Below are 15794 nucleotides of genomic sequence, written 5' to 3'. Positions count from 1 at the left end.
GGGGCCGCGGAGTCTACCCGCGGCGCCCCGCCTGGTCGATCGATTTACTCGACGGCTTGCGCCTGCTCGATCGCGTCTTCACGCCGATCACGCAGGTTCACCGCGAGCACCTTCTTCCGCACCCGCACCGCCTCCGGCGTGACCTCGACGAGTTCGTCGGCGTCGATCCACTCCATCGCGGTCTCGATCGTGAGCAGCCTCGGGCTCGCGAGCAGGACGTTCTCGTCCTTGCCGTGGTTGCGGATGTTGGAGAGCTTCTTCTCCTTGATGACGTTGCAGTCCGTATCGTTCGGGCGGTTGTGCTCGCCGCAGATCATGCCCTCGTACACCTCGACGCCGGGCACGAGGAAAAACGTGCCGCGCGGCTGCAGGTGGTGGAGCGCGTAGGGCGTCGCGACGCCCATGCGATCCGCCACGATGGCGCCCGTGGGCCTGCGCATCATGGGCCCGCCCCACGGCGTCCAGCCGTCGAACATGGTGTTGAGCAAGCCCGTGCCGCGCGTCGACGTGAGGAACTCGCCGCGGAAGCCGATGAGCCCGCGCGAGGGGACCTGGAACTCCAGGCGCGCCCGGCCAAACCCGGGGTTCGTCATCTTCACCATGCGCCCGCGCCGCGTCGAGAGACGCTCGGTCACGATGCCGACGTACGTCTCCGGGACGTCGATCACGACGAGCTCGACGGGCTCCATGGCCTGACCGTCGATCTCGCGCGTCACGACCTCGGGGTTCGAGAGCTGCATCTCGTAGCCCTCGCGCCGCATCGTCTCGACGAGGATCGCGAGCTGGAGCTCGCCGCGGCCGAGCACGAGGAACGTGTCGGGCGAGTCGGTCGGCTCGACGCGGATCGCCAGGTTCTTCCGCGCCTCGCGCTCCAGCCGATCCTTGAGCTGGCGGCTCGTCAAGAACTTCGACTGCTTGCTCTTGCCCGCGAACGGCGAGGTGTTGACGCCGATCTTCATCTTGATCGTCGGCTCCTCGACGACGATCCGCTCGAGGGCCTCGGGGCGCTGGGGGTCGGCGATCGTGTCGCCGATGTTCACGTCGAGACCCGCGATGGCCACGACCTCGCCCACCTGCGCGCTGTCCGCGTTGACGCGCTTCAGGCCCTCGAACGTGAAGAGCGCCTTCACCGAGCCCTTCGTGACCTTGCCGTTCTCGCCGAGGACCACGACGTCAGCGGTCTGCCGGATGCTGCCGCGCACGATGCGCCCGACCGCGAGCCTGCCGACGTAGTCGTCGTGCGTCGTGTTGCAGACGATGACCTGGAGCGGCTCCTCGGGGTCGCCCTCGGGCGCGGGGACACGCGCGAGCACCGTCTCGAAGAGCGGCACGAGGTTCGTCAGCTCGTCCTCGAGCTCGCGCTTGCACTGGCCGAGCTTGCCGATCGCGTAGACCATGGGGAAATCGGTCTGCGCGTCGCTCGCGCCGAGATCACAGAAGAGATCAAAGACCTCGGAGAGGACCTCGTGCGGCCGCGCGTCCTGGCGGTCGATCTTGTTGATGACGACGATGAGCGGGAAGCCGCGCTCCAGGCACTTCGAGAGCACGAAGCGCGTCTGCGGCAGCGGCCCCTCGGCCGCGTCGACGAGCAGCAGCGCGCCGTCGGCCATCATGAGGGTGCGCTCGACCTCGCCGCCGAAGTCGGAGTGTCCCGGGGTGTCGACGATGTTGATCTTGACGCCCTTCCAGCGGACGCTCGTGTTCTTCGCAAGGATGGTGATTCCTCGCTCGCGCTCGAGGTCGTTCGAGTCCATCACGCGCTCGGCAACCACCTCGTTGTCGCGGAAAGCGCCCGCCTGGCGGAGCATGTGATCGACGAGCGTTGTCTTACCGTGGTCGACGTGGGCCACGATGGCGATGTTGCGGAGATCCTTGCGGGCCATTTTTCGGGGCCGCTCCTAGCACGCGCTTCGTGACGAGGCGAGCGAACCCGGCGGGCCACGCCCGCGCGGCGACCTGGCAGAACGCGAGCTTTTCCGGCATCGTGCGCGCCGAAAAAATGTTGGATCTGACCATCTTTCGGCAGCTCGCCGAGGAGCTCATCCCCTTCAACAAGTGGCTCGGGGTCAAGGTAGAGCACCTCGCGCGCGGCCACGTGACGCTGTCGATCCCGTGGCGCGAGGAGCTCATCGGGGACCCCATCCGGCAAGCGCTGCACGGGGGCTTGATCAGCACGCTCGCCGACACGGCGGGCGGGCTCTGCGTCTGGACCGAGATCGAAAATCCGTCGCTCAGCCGTGTCTCCACCGTGGATCTGCGCGTCGATTACCTCCGGCCCGGGCGCCGCGAGATGCTGGTCGGCGACGCCACCACGGTGCGGGTCGGCGCGAAGCTCGGCTGGGCCGATGTCCGCCTCTACCACCCGAGCGCCGCGTCCGAGCTCGTGGCCACGGCCCGCGGCGTCTACGCGCTGAAGACCCCGAAGCAGCCCAACCGAGACGCCTGACGAGCAGGCATCCTCTTGGCCATCGGCGGGCGGGCGAGGGTATCCTCGTCCCATGCGACCTTTGACCATGGCGCTCGTCGCCTGCCTCTCGGGCGCCGCATGCGCGACCGCAGCCGGGCAAGCCTGGGTGCAAGGGGAAGGCGAGCCCGCGCGAGACGCCGAGCACCGGGGTTGGTCGGAGACACGCAGCGCGCGGGCTGGGTTTCTCGGTCAGGAGAGCGCGCCCGTTCGAACGACGCTCGCGCCGCCCGACACCACGCCCGCGCCCGCGCCCTCGCCCGCGTCGAGCGCCGAGGAGGTCGTGACCATCACGGCGCAAGGCTCGGCCACGGGGCCGGCAGCGTCGTTCCGCAACGGCGAGCGCTTCCGCAACACGTACTACGACTTCCCGAAGGAAGACGCGGGCCCGAAGAACACGACGATCTACGACGCGAGCTGCAAGCCGCTCACGAACGTCACGCAAGACTTCCACGACCGCGTCTGCGTGCAGGGCAGCGGCCGCCTCTCGACCGGCGAGACCGTGAGCTTCGCCAAACGCGACTGCGATTGCGCCTCGGTCTGCCCGCGCACAAGCCAGAAGATCTGCTTCGAACGGCTCGACCCCGCGCGTTTCCCCACGGGCCGCGGCGCCCTCGGCAAGGCCATCACGCCGCTGCGCTCGGTGGCCGTGGACTCGTCGGTGATCCCGCTCGGGACCGTGCTCTTCATCCCCGAGTTCAAGGGCGTGAGCCTGCCCGAAGGCGGGCGACACGACGGATGCTTCGTCGCCGAGGATCGCGGCATGAAGGTCGTGGGGCGTCAGATCGACGTCTTCACCGGTGATCCCGCCGCGACGATCCGCTTGAACGCGCTCGTGCCCTCGAACCGCGGCGTACGTGTCTACGCAGACGATGCACGCTGCCGCTCGCTCGTCGCCCGCGGGCCCTGACGAAGCCCTTTGCGGCCGCGCCGTCGGTTTCCAGACGCCCGCGAAATCCACATGGTCACCGGAGTGCCCCGTTGCGCCCTCGTGCGCACCCTGGCACGCTTCGGCCGAGTCGCCGCTCATGGCTGCTTCGCCCCCTGCCCCCACGACCGGAATGCCCTTCGTCGTCCCTCCGGGGCTCGTACCGACGGCGGAAGCCCACCTGGTGCAGACGCCGCTCCTGCACCTCTACGTGTACCTGCTCGACAAGGTCCTCTCGGGGACGCTCGTGCTGACCACGAAGACGGGCGCGCGCGCCGCGGTGTCGTTCGACGACGGGACGCCGACGCGCGTGATGGACGTCGCGGGCACCCGCTACGCCGAACGGATGCCGCTCGAGCGGGCGATGATCAAGCTGTGCGAGCTCGAGCCCGAGACACGGTACGCGTTTTACGCGGGGCAAGACCTGCTCGCGGAGCGGGGCGCCGAGGTGCCGCGCGTCGAGCCGCTCGCGGTGATCATGGCCGGCGCCCGCGCGTTCGTCGGGGCGCCGCAGGCCGAGGCGACGCTCGGCAGGATCGAAGACGTCCCGATGGGGATCGCGACCGGGGCTGCGCCGGAGCGGTTCCGCCTGACCCCCGAGGAGCGCGCGCTCGTCGAGCGGCTGCGCAAGCAACGCACGACGCTCGCCGACCTCGCCAGGACGAGCGGCGTGCCCCCGCGCATCGTGCGCGGCGTCGTGTACGGAATGACGATCACGCGGCACCTCGATTTCGGCGGCTCCACGCGCCCGCCCGTCGGGCTCGAGCGTGTCGCCGCCGCGCGCGCCGCGATGGTCTCCGACCCCCAAGGGTGGCGGCCGACGACGGGCACGACGGGCCTGCTCATGGACCAGACCGGGATGCGGCCGCGGGACGCGGTCGCGCGCGCGGGGGACACCTCGACCGCGCCGCTCCAGGCCGTCCGGCGCGAGGGCACCGGGCCCCTCCAGGCCGTCCGGCGCGAGGGCACCGGGCCCCTCCAGGCCGTGCAACGTGCGCCCGACATGACCGGGCCCATGCCCCAGGTCCCGCCGCAGGCCGCGCCCCCGAACAACGAGAAGCGCCGCGCCGAGGTCGAGGCCAAGCTCGCCGCCGCGCCGAACGAGGACCACTTCCAGATGCTCGGCGTCCCGCGCGAGACGACGTCGATCGACGTCCGGAACGCCTACTTCAAGCTCGCGCTCCTCTACCACCCGGACAAGCTCCCCAAGGACCTGCACGACCTCAAGCCTCGGGTGGCGCGCCTCTTCGCGGCCATCAACGCGGCCTACGAGGCGCTGAAGGACGACACGGTGCGCGCCCAGTACCTCGCCTCGCTCGACGCCGGCACGGTCGACGAGCAGGCCAAGGTCGAGCGCGTGGTGAATGCGGCGCTCGAATTCGAGAAGGCCGAGGTCTTCCTGCGCAAGAACGACCTCGCCGCCTGCGAGGCCTGCGTCCGGCGCGCCGTCTCCGCCGATCCGGAGCAGCCTGCCTATACGGCGCTCCTCGCGTGGGTGGTGGCGAGCCGCAGGCCGCTCCCGCCGGTGCCCGAGGAGGGCAAGACGAACAATGTGTACGACGACTGCATCACGCAGCTCGACGGCGTGCTCAAGGTCGAGCCCGATTACGAGAAGGCCCTGCTTTACCGCGCCAGGCTGCTCAAGCTCGCCGGGCGTATCCACCTGGCCTACCGGGACTTCAAGCGCGTCACGGTGGTCAGCCCGAAGAACATCGAGGCAACGCGCGAGGTGCGTCTCTACGAAATGAGGCACCCGCCGGAGGACGACGGGCCCGGCTCGAACCCCGCAGGCCGGGGGCTGCTCGGCAAGCTCTTCCCCAAGAAGCGTTGAGCGTCCGGGGCCCCTAGCAGGCTGTTGAGAAACGCCGCGAGCGCCCTGGAGCTAGGGAGGAGGACGCAGGAATACAAGCGTATTCCGAGGACGACGACCGACGATCCAGGGCGCGCAGCAAGTTTATCAACAGCCTGCTGGGCGTTCAGCCGCCCGGGCAGGTGACGAGAACGCCGCCGCTCGACTCGATCTCGCAGGAGAACTGCACGCACGGGTCGCTCAAGCACTCACACTTCGGCGTGTCGCCGCACGCAACGGGGATCGGCTCGCAGTGGTAGGCGTCGGGCTCGCCTCCGATGTCCGACGTGGTCCGCTGGCAATACTCCGCGGCCTTGTTGCAGAAGCCATGGCCGCAAGAGAAGTGCTCGGCCGACGGCGGCTCGCAATTGCCGAGGTCCGAGACGTCGAGGCCCGCCTGGGCAGCGTCGCAGGGATTGCCATACACCGTGCCGTTGCACGCGCAGGTCGGGAAATACACGTCCGGACACGCGGGCGGGCGTGGTTTGCAAATGCCTGTGAGGTCGGTATCGCCACACCGATCATTGGGGTAGTCGCACCACTCGTCGAGGCCACACACCGTCCCGGCGAACCCTCCACACGGCGTGCCGCTGCTGGCCCCGCCGCCGCCGCCCATCCCACCGCCGCTGGACGCCGATCCGCCGCTGCCCCCCTGCCCACAGGATCCAGCGCCGCAGCCGCCGCCCCCGCCCATACCACCCGAGCCGCCCGCGCCCCCGCCGCCCCCGCCGCCCGAGCCACTGTTCGAATCGACGAACGATATGGCGCAACCGCCGAGCAGGAAAACGGACAGCGAAGCAACGCCCAACCAACCAAACAAAGCCAATCGCATCACGGCCTCCAGACACGCCCTTCAGCAAGCGTAATGCCACAGCGTATCACGTTCGTTCGAGGCCCACCGCGAATGCAAAGACAGGCCGCGGTGTCGCGACGTTGGCCCAGGCTGCGCCAAAACGATCAGCGCGCGGCGGCGACGGAGGTCCCGAGCGCCCGCAGCGCGCGGCACACCGTCTCGTCCCGGCAAGGACCGACACGCCCGCCATGCAGCGCCCACGGGACCTCGCGCACGAGCCCAGGATCCCGCACGTCAGGGCCACGCCAAGGTTCGAGCGCCTGCGCGACCCGCGCCTCCCGCTCCGTCGTCGCCGGGAGCGACAACGTGATCTGCGGCGATATGCCGACCTTCTGGACCGGCGCGCCATCCGGCAAAGAAAAGAGCAATGTCGTCACACGAAGGACACCCGCGCGCGCCTCGTCGTCGAGGTATTCCTGCGCGCATCCTTTGCCATACGTGCGGTCTCCAATGACCACGCCGCGTCGATAACTGCCGATCGCCCCCGCGATCATCTCCGCCGCGCTCGCCGTGTCGCCGTCCACGAGCACCGCGAGCGGACCCGAATACGATTCCTCCGCAGACACCTCGGGCGCGCGCTCGACCTCGACGCCGCCATCCCGCCGGCGCATCGGAAAGAGCGCCGCGCCGGGGAGGAAATGGCCGAGCGCCGCCATCGCGCCGTCCGTCGAGCCCCCGCCGTTCGCGCGCAGGTCGAGGAGCACGGCGCGCATGTCGTGCTCCGCGCGGACCCGCGCGAGCGCCGCCCCGACCCGATCGCCGAGGTCGTCGGGGACGTCCGCGATCGTGACGATGGCGACGCGCCCCTCCGCGTACCGAACGGCGTCGAACGGCAGCGTCGGGGGTTCGGCCGGAGGCGCGGGGCCTTCGCGCGCGGGCACGGGCAGAGGCGTGACGACGAGCTCCAGGGGCTCTCCGACGTGCGGGCGGAGGATCGTCACGGACGCCGGCGGGCCATGCGGCGCCCCTTCGATGAGCGCGGTTTGCTCGGCCTGCTCGACGCTCATGCCCGTGAGCGGCACGCCCCGCACGGAGAGCACGACGTCCCCGTCGAGGAGCGGCGCGAGCGCGCCCCGATCGATCCGGATGCCGAGCGCTGTCCGCGTCATCTCCGACCAGAGGCGCAGCGGCGGGTTCGTCTCCAGGTCGAGGTCGTAGATCGAGATCTCCTCGTCGAGCGGCGCCCACGCGCCATGCGCGTCGAGCTGGGGCACGTACGCGCGCACCGCGGCCGCGAGGACGACCCGGCCCCACGCCTCGGCCGTGAGATCCGGGAAGAGCCGCTGGCCCGCCGCCGTGACGAAAGGATCGAGCGCGGCGCCGTACGCGGCCCGCGCCCCGCCGACCTCGCGCCCGAGCTCCCGCGCGAGCTCACGACCGTTGCGCGTGATCGGCCCATCCTCGAAGGGCGCCGCGGTCACCGTGCGCCAGACCTCGGCGGGCGAGCGATGCGGCGCGCTGCCCTCGGGGCGGCCCTCGCGCAGGCCCTCGTCGAAGGATGCGCGCAGCGTCTTCATCCAGGTCGCGAGCGACGCGCCGATGACGTCCGCCGCGGCACACGGGCGCCACGGCGCGGATTCGAGCTCCAGCAGGAGCCGCTCGCCTTCGCGACGGACGAGCGGCGCGACGGGCGCGTCGGGCGCGAGGGACCAGAGCCCGTGGGGGTCGAGCCAGTCGAGGACCCCATCGGCAAACTTTGCGGCTTCGAGGTCGGCGACCGGCGCCGCGAGGTTCGTGCGGACCTGCGCGATGATGGTACGCGCCGCCTCGCAGGAGAGCGCCGCCGGCGCGCCTGTCGGAAGGACGAGGCCGCCCTCCGAAGGCGCGCCGCACTCCGCGCCGAGGTCCTCTTCGTCCGCGACGTCGAGCGTGCGGAGCGACCAGAGCGCGATGCCACGCGCCGCGGTCTTTGGAGGCTCGGCCGGCCGCTGCGCTGCGATCGCGAAGATGGCGGTGGCGGCCGCGAAGTACCACGCTCTGGTTGCGAGACGCCTGCCCACGTGTGTCTGGAGAGGATGTACCACGCCCGAGGCGCGGGAGTAAAAACGGCGTGTGAACATCTCGAAGAACGAGGCGAGCGCGTGGCGCCCAGGACCCCGGGGCGCCCCCCGCGATTCACGCAACCGTTTCGCGCCCCCAGGGCGGTCCGTGACGTTTGCGCGAAACGAGATCGCCTGATTTCACGAAAGAGCCTGATTCCCGCACGGCATCGGCCCTGCATTGGCGAGCCGCGCGCCTTCCCCATCCCGCCGTCGAGGAGGCGGCGGGAACGCCCCGGGGGCGCGAGGAGTCCTCATGGCCGTGAGCCGAAGTCCTGCCGCCTTCGCCCACGCTCCGCGCCAGCGCGAGCTCGACAAGCGCGAGCCTTTGACGCCCGAGTCGGAGCGTGACCTCGCCGAGCGCTTCCGGAACGGGGACCGCGACGCGGGCCGCCGCATCGTGGAGGCCTGCCTGCCCTTCGTGATGACCATCGCCCTCGAGTACCGGCGCTGGGGCATCCCCATCGAGGACCTCGTCCAGGAAGGCAACATCGGCCTCTTGAAGGCGGCCGAGCGCTTCGACCCGTCCCGCGGCTGTCGGCTCGTGACGTACGCCGCGTACTGGATCCGCGCCGAGATCCGCGAGCACGTGGCGCGTGGCTACCGGATCGTGCGGCTCGGCTCGTCGAAGAGCGAGCGGCGCGTCCTGCGTCTCTACCGCCGCACGCACGAGCGGGATCCGGACGTCCTCGCGGAGCAGAGCGGGCTGCCGCGGGAGCGCGTGATGGCGCTCCTGCCGCTGCTCATGTCGCGCGACGTGAGCCTGGACAAGAAGAACCCCGAAGGCGACGCGCCGCTCGATCGGCTCGCCTCGCCGCTCCCCTCGCCCGAGGATCAAGCCAGCGAAGGCGAGCAGCAGCGGCAGGTCGCCACGGCGCTGCGGCAGATCGTCACGGAGCTCTCGCCGCGCGAGCAGAAGATCGCGAAGGCCCGCTGGCTCAGCGAGGACCCCGCGACGCTCGAAGAGCTCGGCGCCGACTTCGGCGTGAGCAAGGAGCGCGTGCGGCAGATCGAGGAGCGCGCGAAGAAGCGCGTCCGCGCGCGGCTCACGGAGCTCTTGCACTAGCCTCGAAGCGTCGCGCAGCCGAACACGCGCGGTCGATCGTCGACGGCGCTTGTTCGGCCGCGGCGCAGGTGCCTCCGACAGGCGCCCCCCCGAGGGACGATGCCCGCCCTCCTGACGTCAGACCAAGGCGCTGGCCGTTCGCCTCCGCGACAACACCCATCCACGGCCGACGGTCCATGTTCGGCAGCCCAACGAGGACCAGCCGCCGTCGCCGGCCCGTGTTCGTCGGCTCGACCTTCCCCCCGGAACATGCATGGCCACGTGTCCGGCGGCGGGACACCTGCCCTGACGCGCCGACGCCCCTCGTCCCGCTGCGTGCCCGATGCCCTCGGGCGTGGACGTGGCGTGTCGCAGCGCGGGACAGACGAGGGCGAGGGTCGATATCGCCTGTCGAGGTCGTGCAGGGCGAGGAGCGCCTCCGGACGCCGCGGGTACCGGCGCCCGCGGGCCCTCAGATCTCGATGACCATGCCTTCTTTGGCGGCGATCGTGTTCGGGAAGAGCTCGCGCGCGCGGCGTTCCTTCTCGCGAACCATCGCGTCGGTCTGGCTCGGGTCGTGGTGGTGCAGGATGAGCTGCTTGACGCCCGCGGCCGTCGCGAGCTCGCAGCCTGCGACGAACGTCGCGTGACCCCAACCCGTCTTGGGTCCGCCGCCGACCTCGCCCGCGTACTCCTCCGGCGTGTACATCGCGTCGAAGATCAGGACGTCCGCGCCCTGCGCGAGCTTGCGGAGCTTCGGATCCACGATCGCGTAGTGCTCCGAGTCCGTGACGTAGACGAGCGACTTGCCCTCGTGGTCGATGCGGTACGCGTAGACGCCGTTCGGGTGGTTGCCGCGCGCGTTCGAGACGCGCACGTCTTGCTTGCGCCCGATCGTCACGACCTCGCCCTCGTAGAGGTCGCGGAAGGTCATGTTCGCGCCCATCTCCGAGAGGTGGACGGGGAAGCTCGGGTAGTCCATCTGGCCCGCGAGCGTCTCCTCGAGCGTGCGCGAGACGTTGAGGCCGCCGAAGAGGTGGATCGTGTTTTTGCGGACGAAGGCAGGCGTGAAGAACGGGAAGCCCTGGATGTGATCCCAGTGGACGTGGCTGAAGAACATCCACGCCTCGATCGGCATCTCCCGAAGAAGGCTCTGCCCGAGGAGGCGCAGACCCGTACCCCCGTCCAGGATGATCAGCGTCTCGCCGGCCCGCACTTCGTAGCAGCTCGTGTTGCCGCCGAACTCGACCGTGTCGGGTCCGGGGGTGGGGATGCTTCCGCGGACACCCCACATCTTGAGTCGCATCCTGATCGCCCTTCCGGCCCCCGCCCTTGGTCCGATTCCCCGTGATAAATGCCTTCCGGGCGCAACGTCAAGCGAGAGGTGGCCCTTACGTGACTTTCTGGCGAGCGGCGTCGGTTCGGCTATCGTCGGCCCGATGCCGGAGCGCGCAGATGCCATCGTGGTCCTCGGATGCCGCGTGCTGCCGTCGGGTCGGCTCACGACCGCGGCTTCACGTCGCGCTACGAAGGCCGCAGAAGCGTATCTCGCGGGTGTCGCGCCCCACATCGTGACGAGCGGCGGGCGTCGCTGGGGCGCGCAGATCGAAGCGGAAGCCTTGCGCCGCGCGCTGGTCCGTGCGGGGGTGCCGGAGCAGGCGGTGACGACGGAGCTCTGGTCGCTCACGACGCACGAAAACGCTGTGTTCTCGGCCGAGATCCTGCGTCGGCGCGGCGCGCGGCGCGTGCTCGTCGTGACGTGCGTCTGGCACGTGGAGCGCGCGATCCGGGACTTCCGCGGCGTGGGCGTCGACGCGTGGCCGCTGCCGTCCGAGGGCGTGCGCGTCGGGGCCCTGCGGCGCATGTACCGGCGCGGGCACGAGCTCGCCTGCACGTGGCTCGATCAACGCGCGCTCCGGCGCGCGCACGCGCTCGTTCGCGCCGTGCCGAGGCCCGATCCCCGTGGCTCCGGCGCGCCGAGCGCCGAGGAGAACACGCGATGAAGGTGCAGGGGGCGAGGCGAAGCCGCGCAGGCCTCGTGATCGGCGTCGTCGCCGCGCTCGGCGCGTGCAACCGCGGAGAGCCCACGACGTCGAGCGACGCAGGATCCGACGCGGGGAGCGACGCGGCGGTCGTCGTGGACGAGGCGAAGCAGCGGCAAGAAGCGCTGCTCGTCGCGGAGCATCGGCGCGCGGCCGCCGAGATCACGAGCTCGGATCAGCAGAGCCGTGATGTCCTCGTGCGGCGCGCTGCGGCCCGCGCGCTCGCGCGGATCGGCGGCGAAGGCGCGCAGCCGGGGCTCTTGCGCGCGCTCGCCGATGAGGATCCGGAGGTCGTCACGTGGGCGGCGTACGGGCTCGGTTCGTCGTGCACGTCGGGCGACAAGGCGACGGTCGCGGCGCTCGTGGCGCGGTCGCTCTCGATCGGCGACGCGATGGGCGCCGCGCCCGCGAAGGGATCCCCGCCCGTCGAGGGACGCGCGAGCGCGACGTTGGATCCACGCGTGACGATCGCGCGGGCCATCGGCCGCTGCGGGGCGGAGCAGAGCGAGCCGACGCTGGTCGCGTGGCTCTCGGGCACGGAGACCCAAGCCTCGGCCGCGGCGTTCGCGCTGGGGGATCTCGCCATGGGGAAGGAGCGGCTGCGCGAGGAGACGCTCGCGGCGCTGCTCAACCTCGCGGCCGGCAGCGCGTCGTCGCCGCCCGCGCCCGAGGGTCTGTTCCCCATCGGCCGGCTCGAAAACGTGCCGAACACGGTGACGACGCGCCTGCGGGAGGTCGCCGGCGCGCGCCTCGCGGAGCCCGGTCCGTACAGGATCTTCGCCGTCCGCGCGCTCGGCCGTGCAGGCCCGGAGGCCGCGGCGGATCTCGGACGCGTGCTCGCCGGGGCGACGCTCTTCACGGCAGCCGAACGCGCGGAGGCCGCGCGCGCGCTCCGTCGGCTCGGCGCGGCGGGACAAACGATGCTCGCGTCCACGTTGCCCGCGCTCGTGCCGCCGGGCGGCGCCGTCGCGCTGACCGCGCTCGGCGAGGAGATCGGCGTCCTTCTGGCCACGCTCGACGCGCTCGAACCAACGAACAAGGCGAAGAAGTGGCTGAAGGATCTGGCCACGATGGAGCCGCCGCCCTCGGCGCCGGTGACCGTGCTGCGGCGCCTGTCCTGGATCCGGTGCAGCGCGGCGACAGCGCTCGCGAGCGCCGACGTGCGGGATCCGCTGCTCACGCGGTGTGACGTGACGGCCGCGCTCGCGGCGGGCGAAGGCGCGGACGCGGGGGCGAAGGCGCCGGGGCAGCCGGGATCGATCGGCGCGCGGGCGATGGTGAAGGTGCTGGATCGCGCGCCGATCGAGGGTTCACGGCGCACCGTGTTCCTCACGCACGCGAAGGGCGGGGATCTGCGCGCGCGTGAGGCCGCGATCGAGCTCCTCCCGAAGCACGAAGAGCTCGCCGAGGAGGCCGAGCCGCTGCTCGAAGCCGCGCTCGCCGCCCCGGAGCCGGGGCTCGTGTCGACGGCGGCCGGGGTGATCGCGCAGAAGCCGAACCTCGCGGCCGAGCCCGAGAAGCGCAAGAAGAAGCCCAAGAAGAAGAAGGACGAGGAGGAGCAGGCCGCGGAGGAGTCGTCCCTGCGCGCGCCTTCGCCCGCGATCGTGAAGGCCCTCGTGGCGGCGCTCGGGCGCGCCGACGTGGAGAACGATCCGGAGCACGTCAGTTCGATGATCGAGGCCGCAGGCGCGCTCGGCTTGAAGGAGACGTTGCCGCGGCTCGAAGAGCTCTGCCGTTCGTCGTGGCCGGAGCTGCGCAAGCGCGCGGCGAAGGCGATCGGGCTCGTCTCGGGCAAGCCGGAGACGCCGTCGTGCCAGGCGCCGCCGGGCGGAGGGCCAAAGCCGCCGGAGCTCGACGCGCGCGCCACGGGCAAGGTGACGCTCACGCTGGAGACCGACGTCGGCGAAGCGTCCCTCGTGCTCGACGCCGATGTCGCGCCCGTGGCCGTCACGCGTGTCGTCGACCTCGCGCGCGCCGGGTACTACGACGGGATGGTCGTGCACCGCGTGGTGCCGGGCTTCGTCACGCAGCTCGGCGCGCCCTTCGGCGACGGCTACGGCGGGCCGGCGGGCAAGGCGCCGCTGCGCTGCGAGACCTCACCGATCGCGTTTGATCCGCTCACGGTCGGCGTCGCGCTCGCGGGCCGCGACACCGGGTCGAGCCAGATCTTCGTGACCCACGCGAGGCAGCCGCACCTCGACGGCCAGTACGCGTGGATCGGCCGCGCGACGGGGCCGTGGAGCTCGTTCGTCGACGGGGACCTCGTGCACAAGGTCTCCGTCAACCCCTGACCTCCCCCACCCCAACCCTGCCGCTACTGCGGGTGGTGCTTCTTCTTCTTGCCGTTCTTGCGGCGTAGCTCGTCGCCGCCTTCGCCGTGGCCCACCTGGAAGATGTGGAACCGGCCGCCCCGCGCGAGCACGTCGGCCGGCTTCGGCCGCTCGCGCGCAAGCTCCATGAACCGCTGCTGCGAGCGCACCGTGGCCGCGCCCGTGGGCGTCGCGACGCGCGTGTAACTGCCGTCGGCGTTGAGGGCCCACGTCTTCGCCGTGTCGGCCGCGAGCGTCGCGAGCATGTCCTCGGCGCGGGTGCGCGCGGCCGGATCGAGCAGCGGCACGAGCAGCTCGACGCGGCGGTGAAAGTTCCGCGGCATCCAGTCCGCGCTGGAGAAGTAAAACTCCTCGGCGCCGCCGTTCGCGAAACGGAAGACGCGCTTGTGCTCGAGGAACCGGTCGATGAGCGCGCGCACCTGGATCCGCTCCGAGAGCCCCGGGATCCCGGGCCGGAGGCAACAGATGCCGCGGACGAAGAGCCGGATGTCGACGCCGTGCTGGCTCGCCGTGTAGAGGGCGTCGATCACGTCGACGTCCACGAGCGCGTTCATCTGCGCCACGATCTCGGCCTTCCGGCCCGCGCGCGCGTGCTCCGTCTCGCGCGCGATGAGCCCGAGGATCGCCTCGTGCAGCCCGAGCGGCGCCACCACGAGCCGGTTCCACTTCGGCGGCGCGCTGTAGCCCGTGAGCAGGTTGAAGAGCGAGGTGACGTCCTCGCCGATCTCGCGGTTCGCCGTGAAGAAGCCGAAGTCGGTGTAGAGGCGCGCCGTGTGCGGGTTGTAGTTGCCCGTCGAGAGGTGCACGTACCGCCGGAGTTTGTCCTTCTCCCGACGCACCACGAGCAGCGCCTTCACGTGCGTCTTCAGCCCGAGCAGGCCGTAGATCACCTGCGCGCCGCTCTGCTCCAAGGTCCGCGCCCACTGGATGTTCGAGGCCTCGTCGAAGCGCGCCTTGAGCTCGACGATCGCCGTCACCTGCTTGCCGTTCTCCGCGGCCCGCGCGAGCGCCTTCACGATCGGCGAGTCGCCGCCGGTGCGGTAGAGCGTCTGCTTGATCGCGAGCACGTTCGGATCGTCGGCCGCGCGCGAGACGAACTCGACCACCGGATCAAACGAGTCGTACGGGTGGTGGAGCGGGACGTCCCGCTCGCGGATCACCGCGAAGGGATCCTCCACGTCGCGCAGCGCGACCGGCACCTGCGGCGTGAAGCTCTCGTCGCGCAGATCCCGCCGATCGTCCTCGCCCACCACGGAGACGAGATCGACGATGCTGAGCGGGCCCGAGACGCGGTAGACGTCGAGGTTCGGATCGATGCCGAGCGCGCGGCAGAGGCGCTGCACGCTCGCGCCCACGCCGCCCCCGACGCCGATCTCCACGCGCACCGCGTTGCCACGATCACGGCGCCGCAGCTCGGCCTGGATCGTCTCCAGGAGATCCTCGCCCTCCTCCTCGTCGATCTCGAGATCCCAGTTGCGCGTGACGCGGAACGGGTACGTGCCGCGGAGGCGCGAGACCGGGAAGAACTCCTTCACGTGGCGCGCGATCACGTCCTCCAGGAGGACGAACGCGCGGCCGCAGCCGTCGACGCGCACGCGCATGAGGCGGCTCAACATCGGCGGCACCTGGATCACGCCGAAGCCGGGCTCCTCGCCCTCGTGCTCGCGGCTGAACATGATGCCGAGGTTGATGCTCTTGTTGCGCAGGTGCGGGAACGGGTGGCCGGGATCGATCGCGAGCGGCGTGAGGATCGGGAAGATGTCCGTGCGGAAGCGCTCGTCGAGCACCGCGAGCTCGGCCGCGTCGAGCTCCTCGGGCCGCACGATCCGCACGCCGACCCGGTGCAGCGCCGGCAGCATCTCCGTGTTCCAGAGGCGGTAGGCGCTGTCGAAGAGCGCGTGCGCCCGCGCGCTGATCGCGAGGAGTTGCTCCTGCGGCTTCATGCCGTCGGGCGGGACCTCGGTGATCGTGCGGTGCGTCTGGGCCTGCAGGCCCGCGACGCGCACCATGAAGAACTCGTCGAGGTTCGAGAAGAAGATGCCGAGGAACTTCAGCCGTTCGAAGAGCGGCACCTCCATCGAGGCAGCCTCGGAGAGGACACGGGCGTTGAACTCGAGCCACGAGAGCTCGCGGTTCAAATACTGCGTCGGATCCGAGTCGCCCGCGGCCGGGAGCAGGGACGAATGGCGAGCAGCGGCATCGGGCGTGGAAGGTGTCTCGAACGTCACGATGATCTCAGTCTAG

At 70.9% G+C, this 15794-nt stretch carries 11 protein-coding genes; 6 read left to right on the top strand and 5 right to left on the bottom strand.

The window, feature by feature from the left end; genetic code table 11:
* Nucleotides 1–44: 44 nt before the first annotated feature.
* The gene (gene typA, locus QHF89_RS09730; RefSeq protein ID WP_136965681.1) at nt 45–1883 is read right to left on the bottom strand and encodes a translational GTPase TypA; all 1839 of its coding nucleotides are present in this window, start codon (nt 1881–1883) and stop codon (nt 45–47) included.
* A gap of 29 nt (nt 1884–1912) precedes the next feature.
* Here typA and QHF89_RS09725 point away from each other — a divergent pair, with 29 nt between their 5' ends.
* The 3 genes from QHF89_RS09725 (at nt 1913) to QHF89_RS09715 (ending at nt 5223) form a co-directional block, all read left to right on the top strand.
* Entirely contained in the window at nt 1913–2446 is a 534-nt protein-coding gene (locus QHF89_RS09725; RefSeq protein WP_136965682.1) for a hotdog fold thioesterase, read from the top strand.
* Nucleotides 2447–2498: 52 nt separating this feature from the next.
* Complete coding sequence (locus QHF89_RS09720) at nt 2499–3374, top strand: 3D domain-containing protein (protein WP_136965683.1); 876 nt, start codon at nt 2499–2501, stop codon at nt 3372–3374.
* 118 nt (nt 3375–3492) lie between these two features.
* Nucleotides 3493–5223 carry a DnaJ domain-containing protein gene (locus QHF89_RS09715; RefSeq protein WP_284720305.1) on the top strand — a complete coding sequence of 577 codons (1731 nt, stop codon included), beginning with the start codon at nt 3493–3495 and terminating at the stop codon, nt 5221–5223.
* Nucleotides 5224–5368: 145 nt separating this feature from the next.
* Here the strand turns inward: QHF89_RS09715 and QHF89_RS09710 are convergent, their stop codons facing one another.
* Nucleotides 5369–6073: a hypothetical protein gene (locus QHF89_RS09710; protein WP_284720304.1), complete on the bottom strand. Its 705-nt coding sequence runs from the start codon at nt 6071–6073 to the stop codon at nt 5369–5371.
* A 125-nt stretch (nt 6074–6198) separates the two neighbouring features.
* The gene (locus tag QHF89_RS09705) at nt 6199–8094 is read right to left on the bottom strand and encodes a S41 family peptidase (protein WP_284720303.1); all 1896 of its coding nucleotides are present in this window, start codon (nt 8092–8094) and stop codon (nt 6199–6201) included.
* Nucleotides 8095–8389: 295 nt separating this feature from the next.
* On the opposite strand from QHF89_RS09705, the gene QHF89_RS09700 reads away from it, so the two are divergent.
* Nucleotides 8390–9199 carry a sigma-70 family RNA polymerase sigma factor gene (locus QHF89_RS09700; protein ID WP_136931502.1) on the top strand — a complete coding sequence of 270 codons (810 nt, stop codon included), beginning with the start codon at nt 8390–8392 and terminating at the stop codon, nt 9197–9199.
* A gap of 451 nt (nt 9200–9650) precedes the next feature.
* Here QHF89_RS09700 and QHF89_RS09695 read toward each other — a convergent pair whose 3' ends face one another.
* A complete protein-coding gene (locus QHF89_RS09695) occupies nt 9651–10484 on the bottom strand; it encodes an MBL fold metallo-hydrolase (RefSeq protein WP_136931501.1) in 834 nt (277 codons plus the stop codon).
* Nucleotides 10485–10617: 133 nt separating this feature from the next.
* On the opposite strand from QHF89_RS09695, the gene QHF89_RS09690 reads away from it, so the two are divergent.
* Both QHF89_RS09690 and QHF89_RS09685 read left to right on the top strand, forming a co-directional pair.
* Nucleotides 10618–11181: a YdcF family protein gene (locus QHF89_RS09690; RefSeq protein ID WP_284720302.1), complete on the top strand. Its 564-nt coding sequence runs from the start codon at nt 10618–10620 to the stop codon at nt 11179–11181.
* The gene (locus QHF89_RS09685) at nt 11178–13511 is read left to right on the top strand and encodes a peptidylprolyl isomerase (RefSeq protein WP_136965687.1); all 2334 of its coding nucleotides are present in this window, start codon (nt 11178–11180) and stop codon (nt 13509–13511) included. The genes QHF89_RS09690 and QHF89_RS09685 overlap by 4 nt, the downstream gene beginning before the upstream one ends.
* 23 nt (nt 13512–13534) lie before the next feature.
* Here QHF89_RS09685 and ppk1 read toward each other — a convergent pair whose 3' ends face one another.
* The gene (gene ppk1 / locus QHF89_RS09680) at nt 13535–15778 is read right to left on the bottom strand and encodes a polyphosphate kinase 1 (RefSeq protein ID WP_284720301.1); all 2244 of its coding nucleotides are present in this window, start codon (nt 15776–15778) and stop codon (nt 13535–13537) included.
* Nucleotides 15779–15794 lie beyond the last annotated feature (16 nt).

The sequence above is a fragment of the Polyangium sorediatum genome (assembly GCF_029946465.1).
Classification (GTDB): domain Bacteria; phylum Myxococcota_A; class Polyangia; order Polyangiales; family Polyangiaceae; genus Polyangium; species Polyangium fumosum.
Note: the sequence above shows the minus strand (reverse complement) of the source record. Positions and strands in the feature narration are given on the sequence as shown.

What these genes read in the sequence shown, in the direction of transcription:
- typA (WP_136965681.1), bottom strand. Translation starts at nt 1,883, where the DNA reads ATGGCCCGCAAGGATCTCCGCAACATCGCCATCGTGGCCCACGTCGAC.
- QHF89_RS09720 (WP_136965683.1), top strand. Translation starts at nt 2,499, where the DNA reads ATGCGACCTTTGACCATGGCGCTCGTCGCCTGCCTCTCGGGCGCCGCA.
- QHF89_RS09715 (WP_284720305.1), top strand. Translation starts at nt 3,493, where the DNA reads ATGGCTGCTTCGCCCCCTGCCCCCACGACCGGAATGCCCTTCGTCGTC.
- QHF89_RS09710 (WP_284720304.1), bottom strand. Translation starts at nt 6,073, where the DNA reads ATGCGATTGGCTTTGTTTGGTTGGTTGGGCGTTGCTTCGCTGTCCGTT.
- QHF89_RS09700 (WP_136931502.1), top strand. Translation starts at nt 8,390, where the DNA reads ATGGCCGTGAGCCGAAGTCCTGCCGCCTTCGCCCACGCTCCGCGCCAG.
- QHF89_RS09695 (WP_136931501.1), bottom strand. Translation starts at nt 10,484, where the DNA reads ATGCGACTCAAGATGTGGGGTGTCCGCGGAAGCATCCCCACCCCCGGA.
- QHF89_RS09690 (WP_284720302.1), top strand. Translation starts at nt 10,618, where the DNA reads ATGCCGGAGCGCGCAGATGCCATCGTGGTCCTCGGATGCCGCGTGCTG.
- QHF89_RS09685 (WP_136965687.1), top strand. Translation starts at nt 11,178, where the DNA reads ATGAAGGTGCAGGGGGCGAGGCGAAGCCGCGCAGGCCTCGTGATCGGC.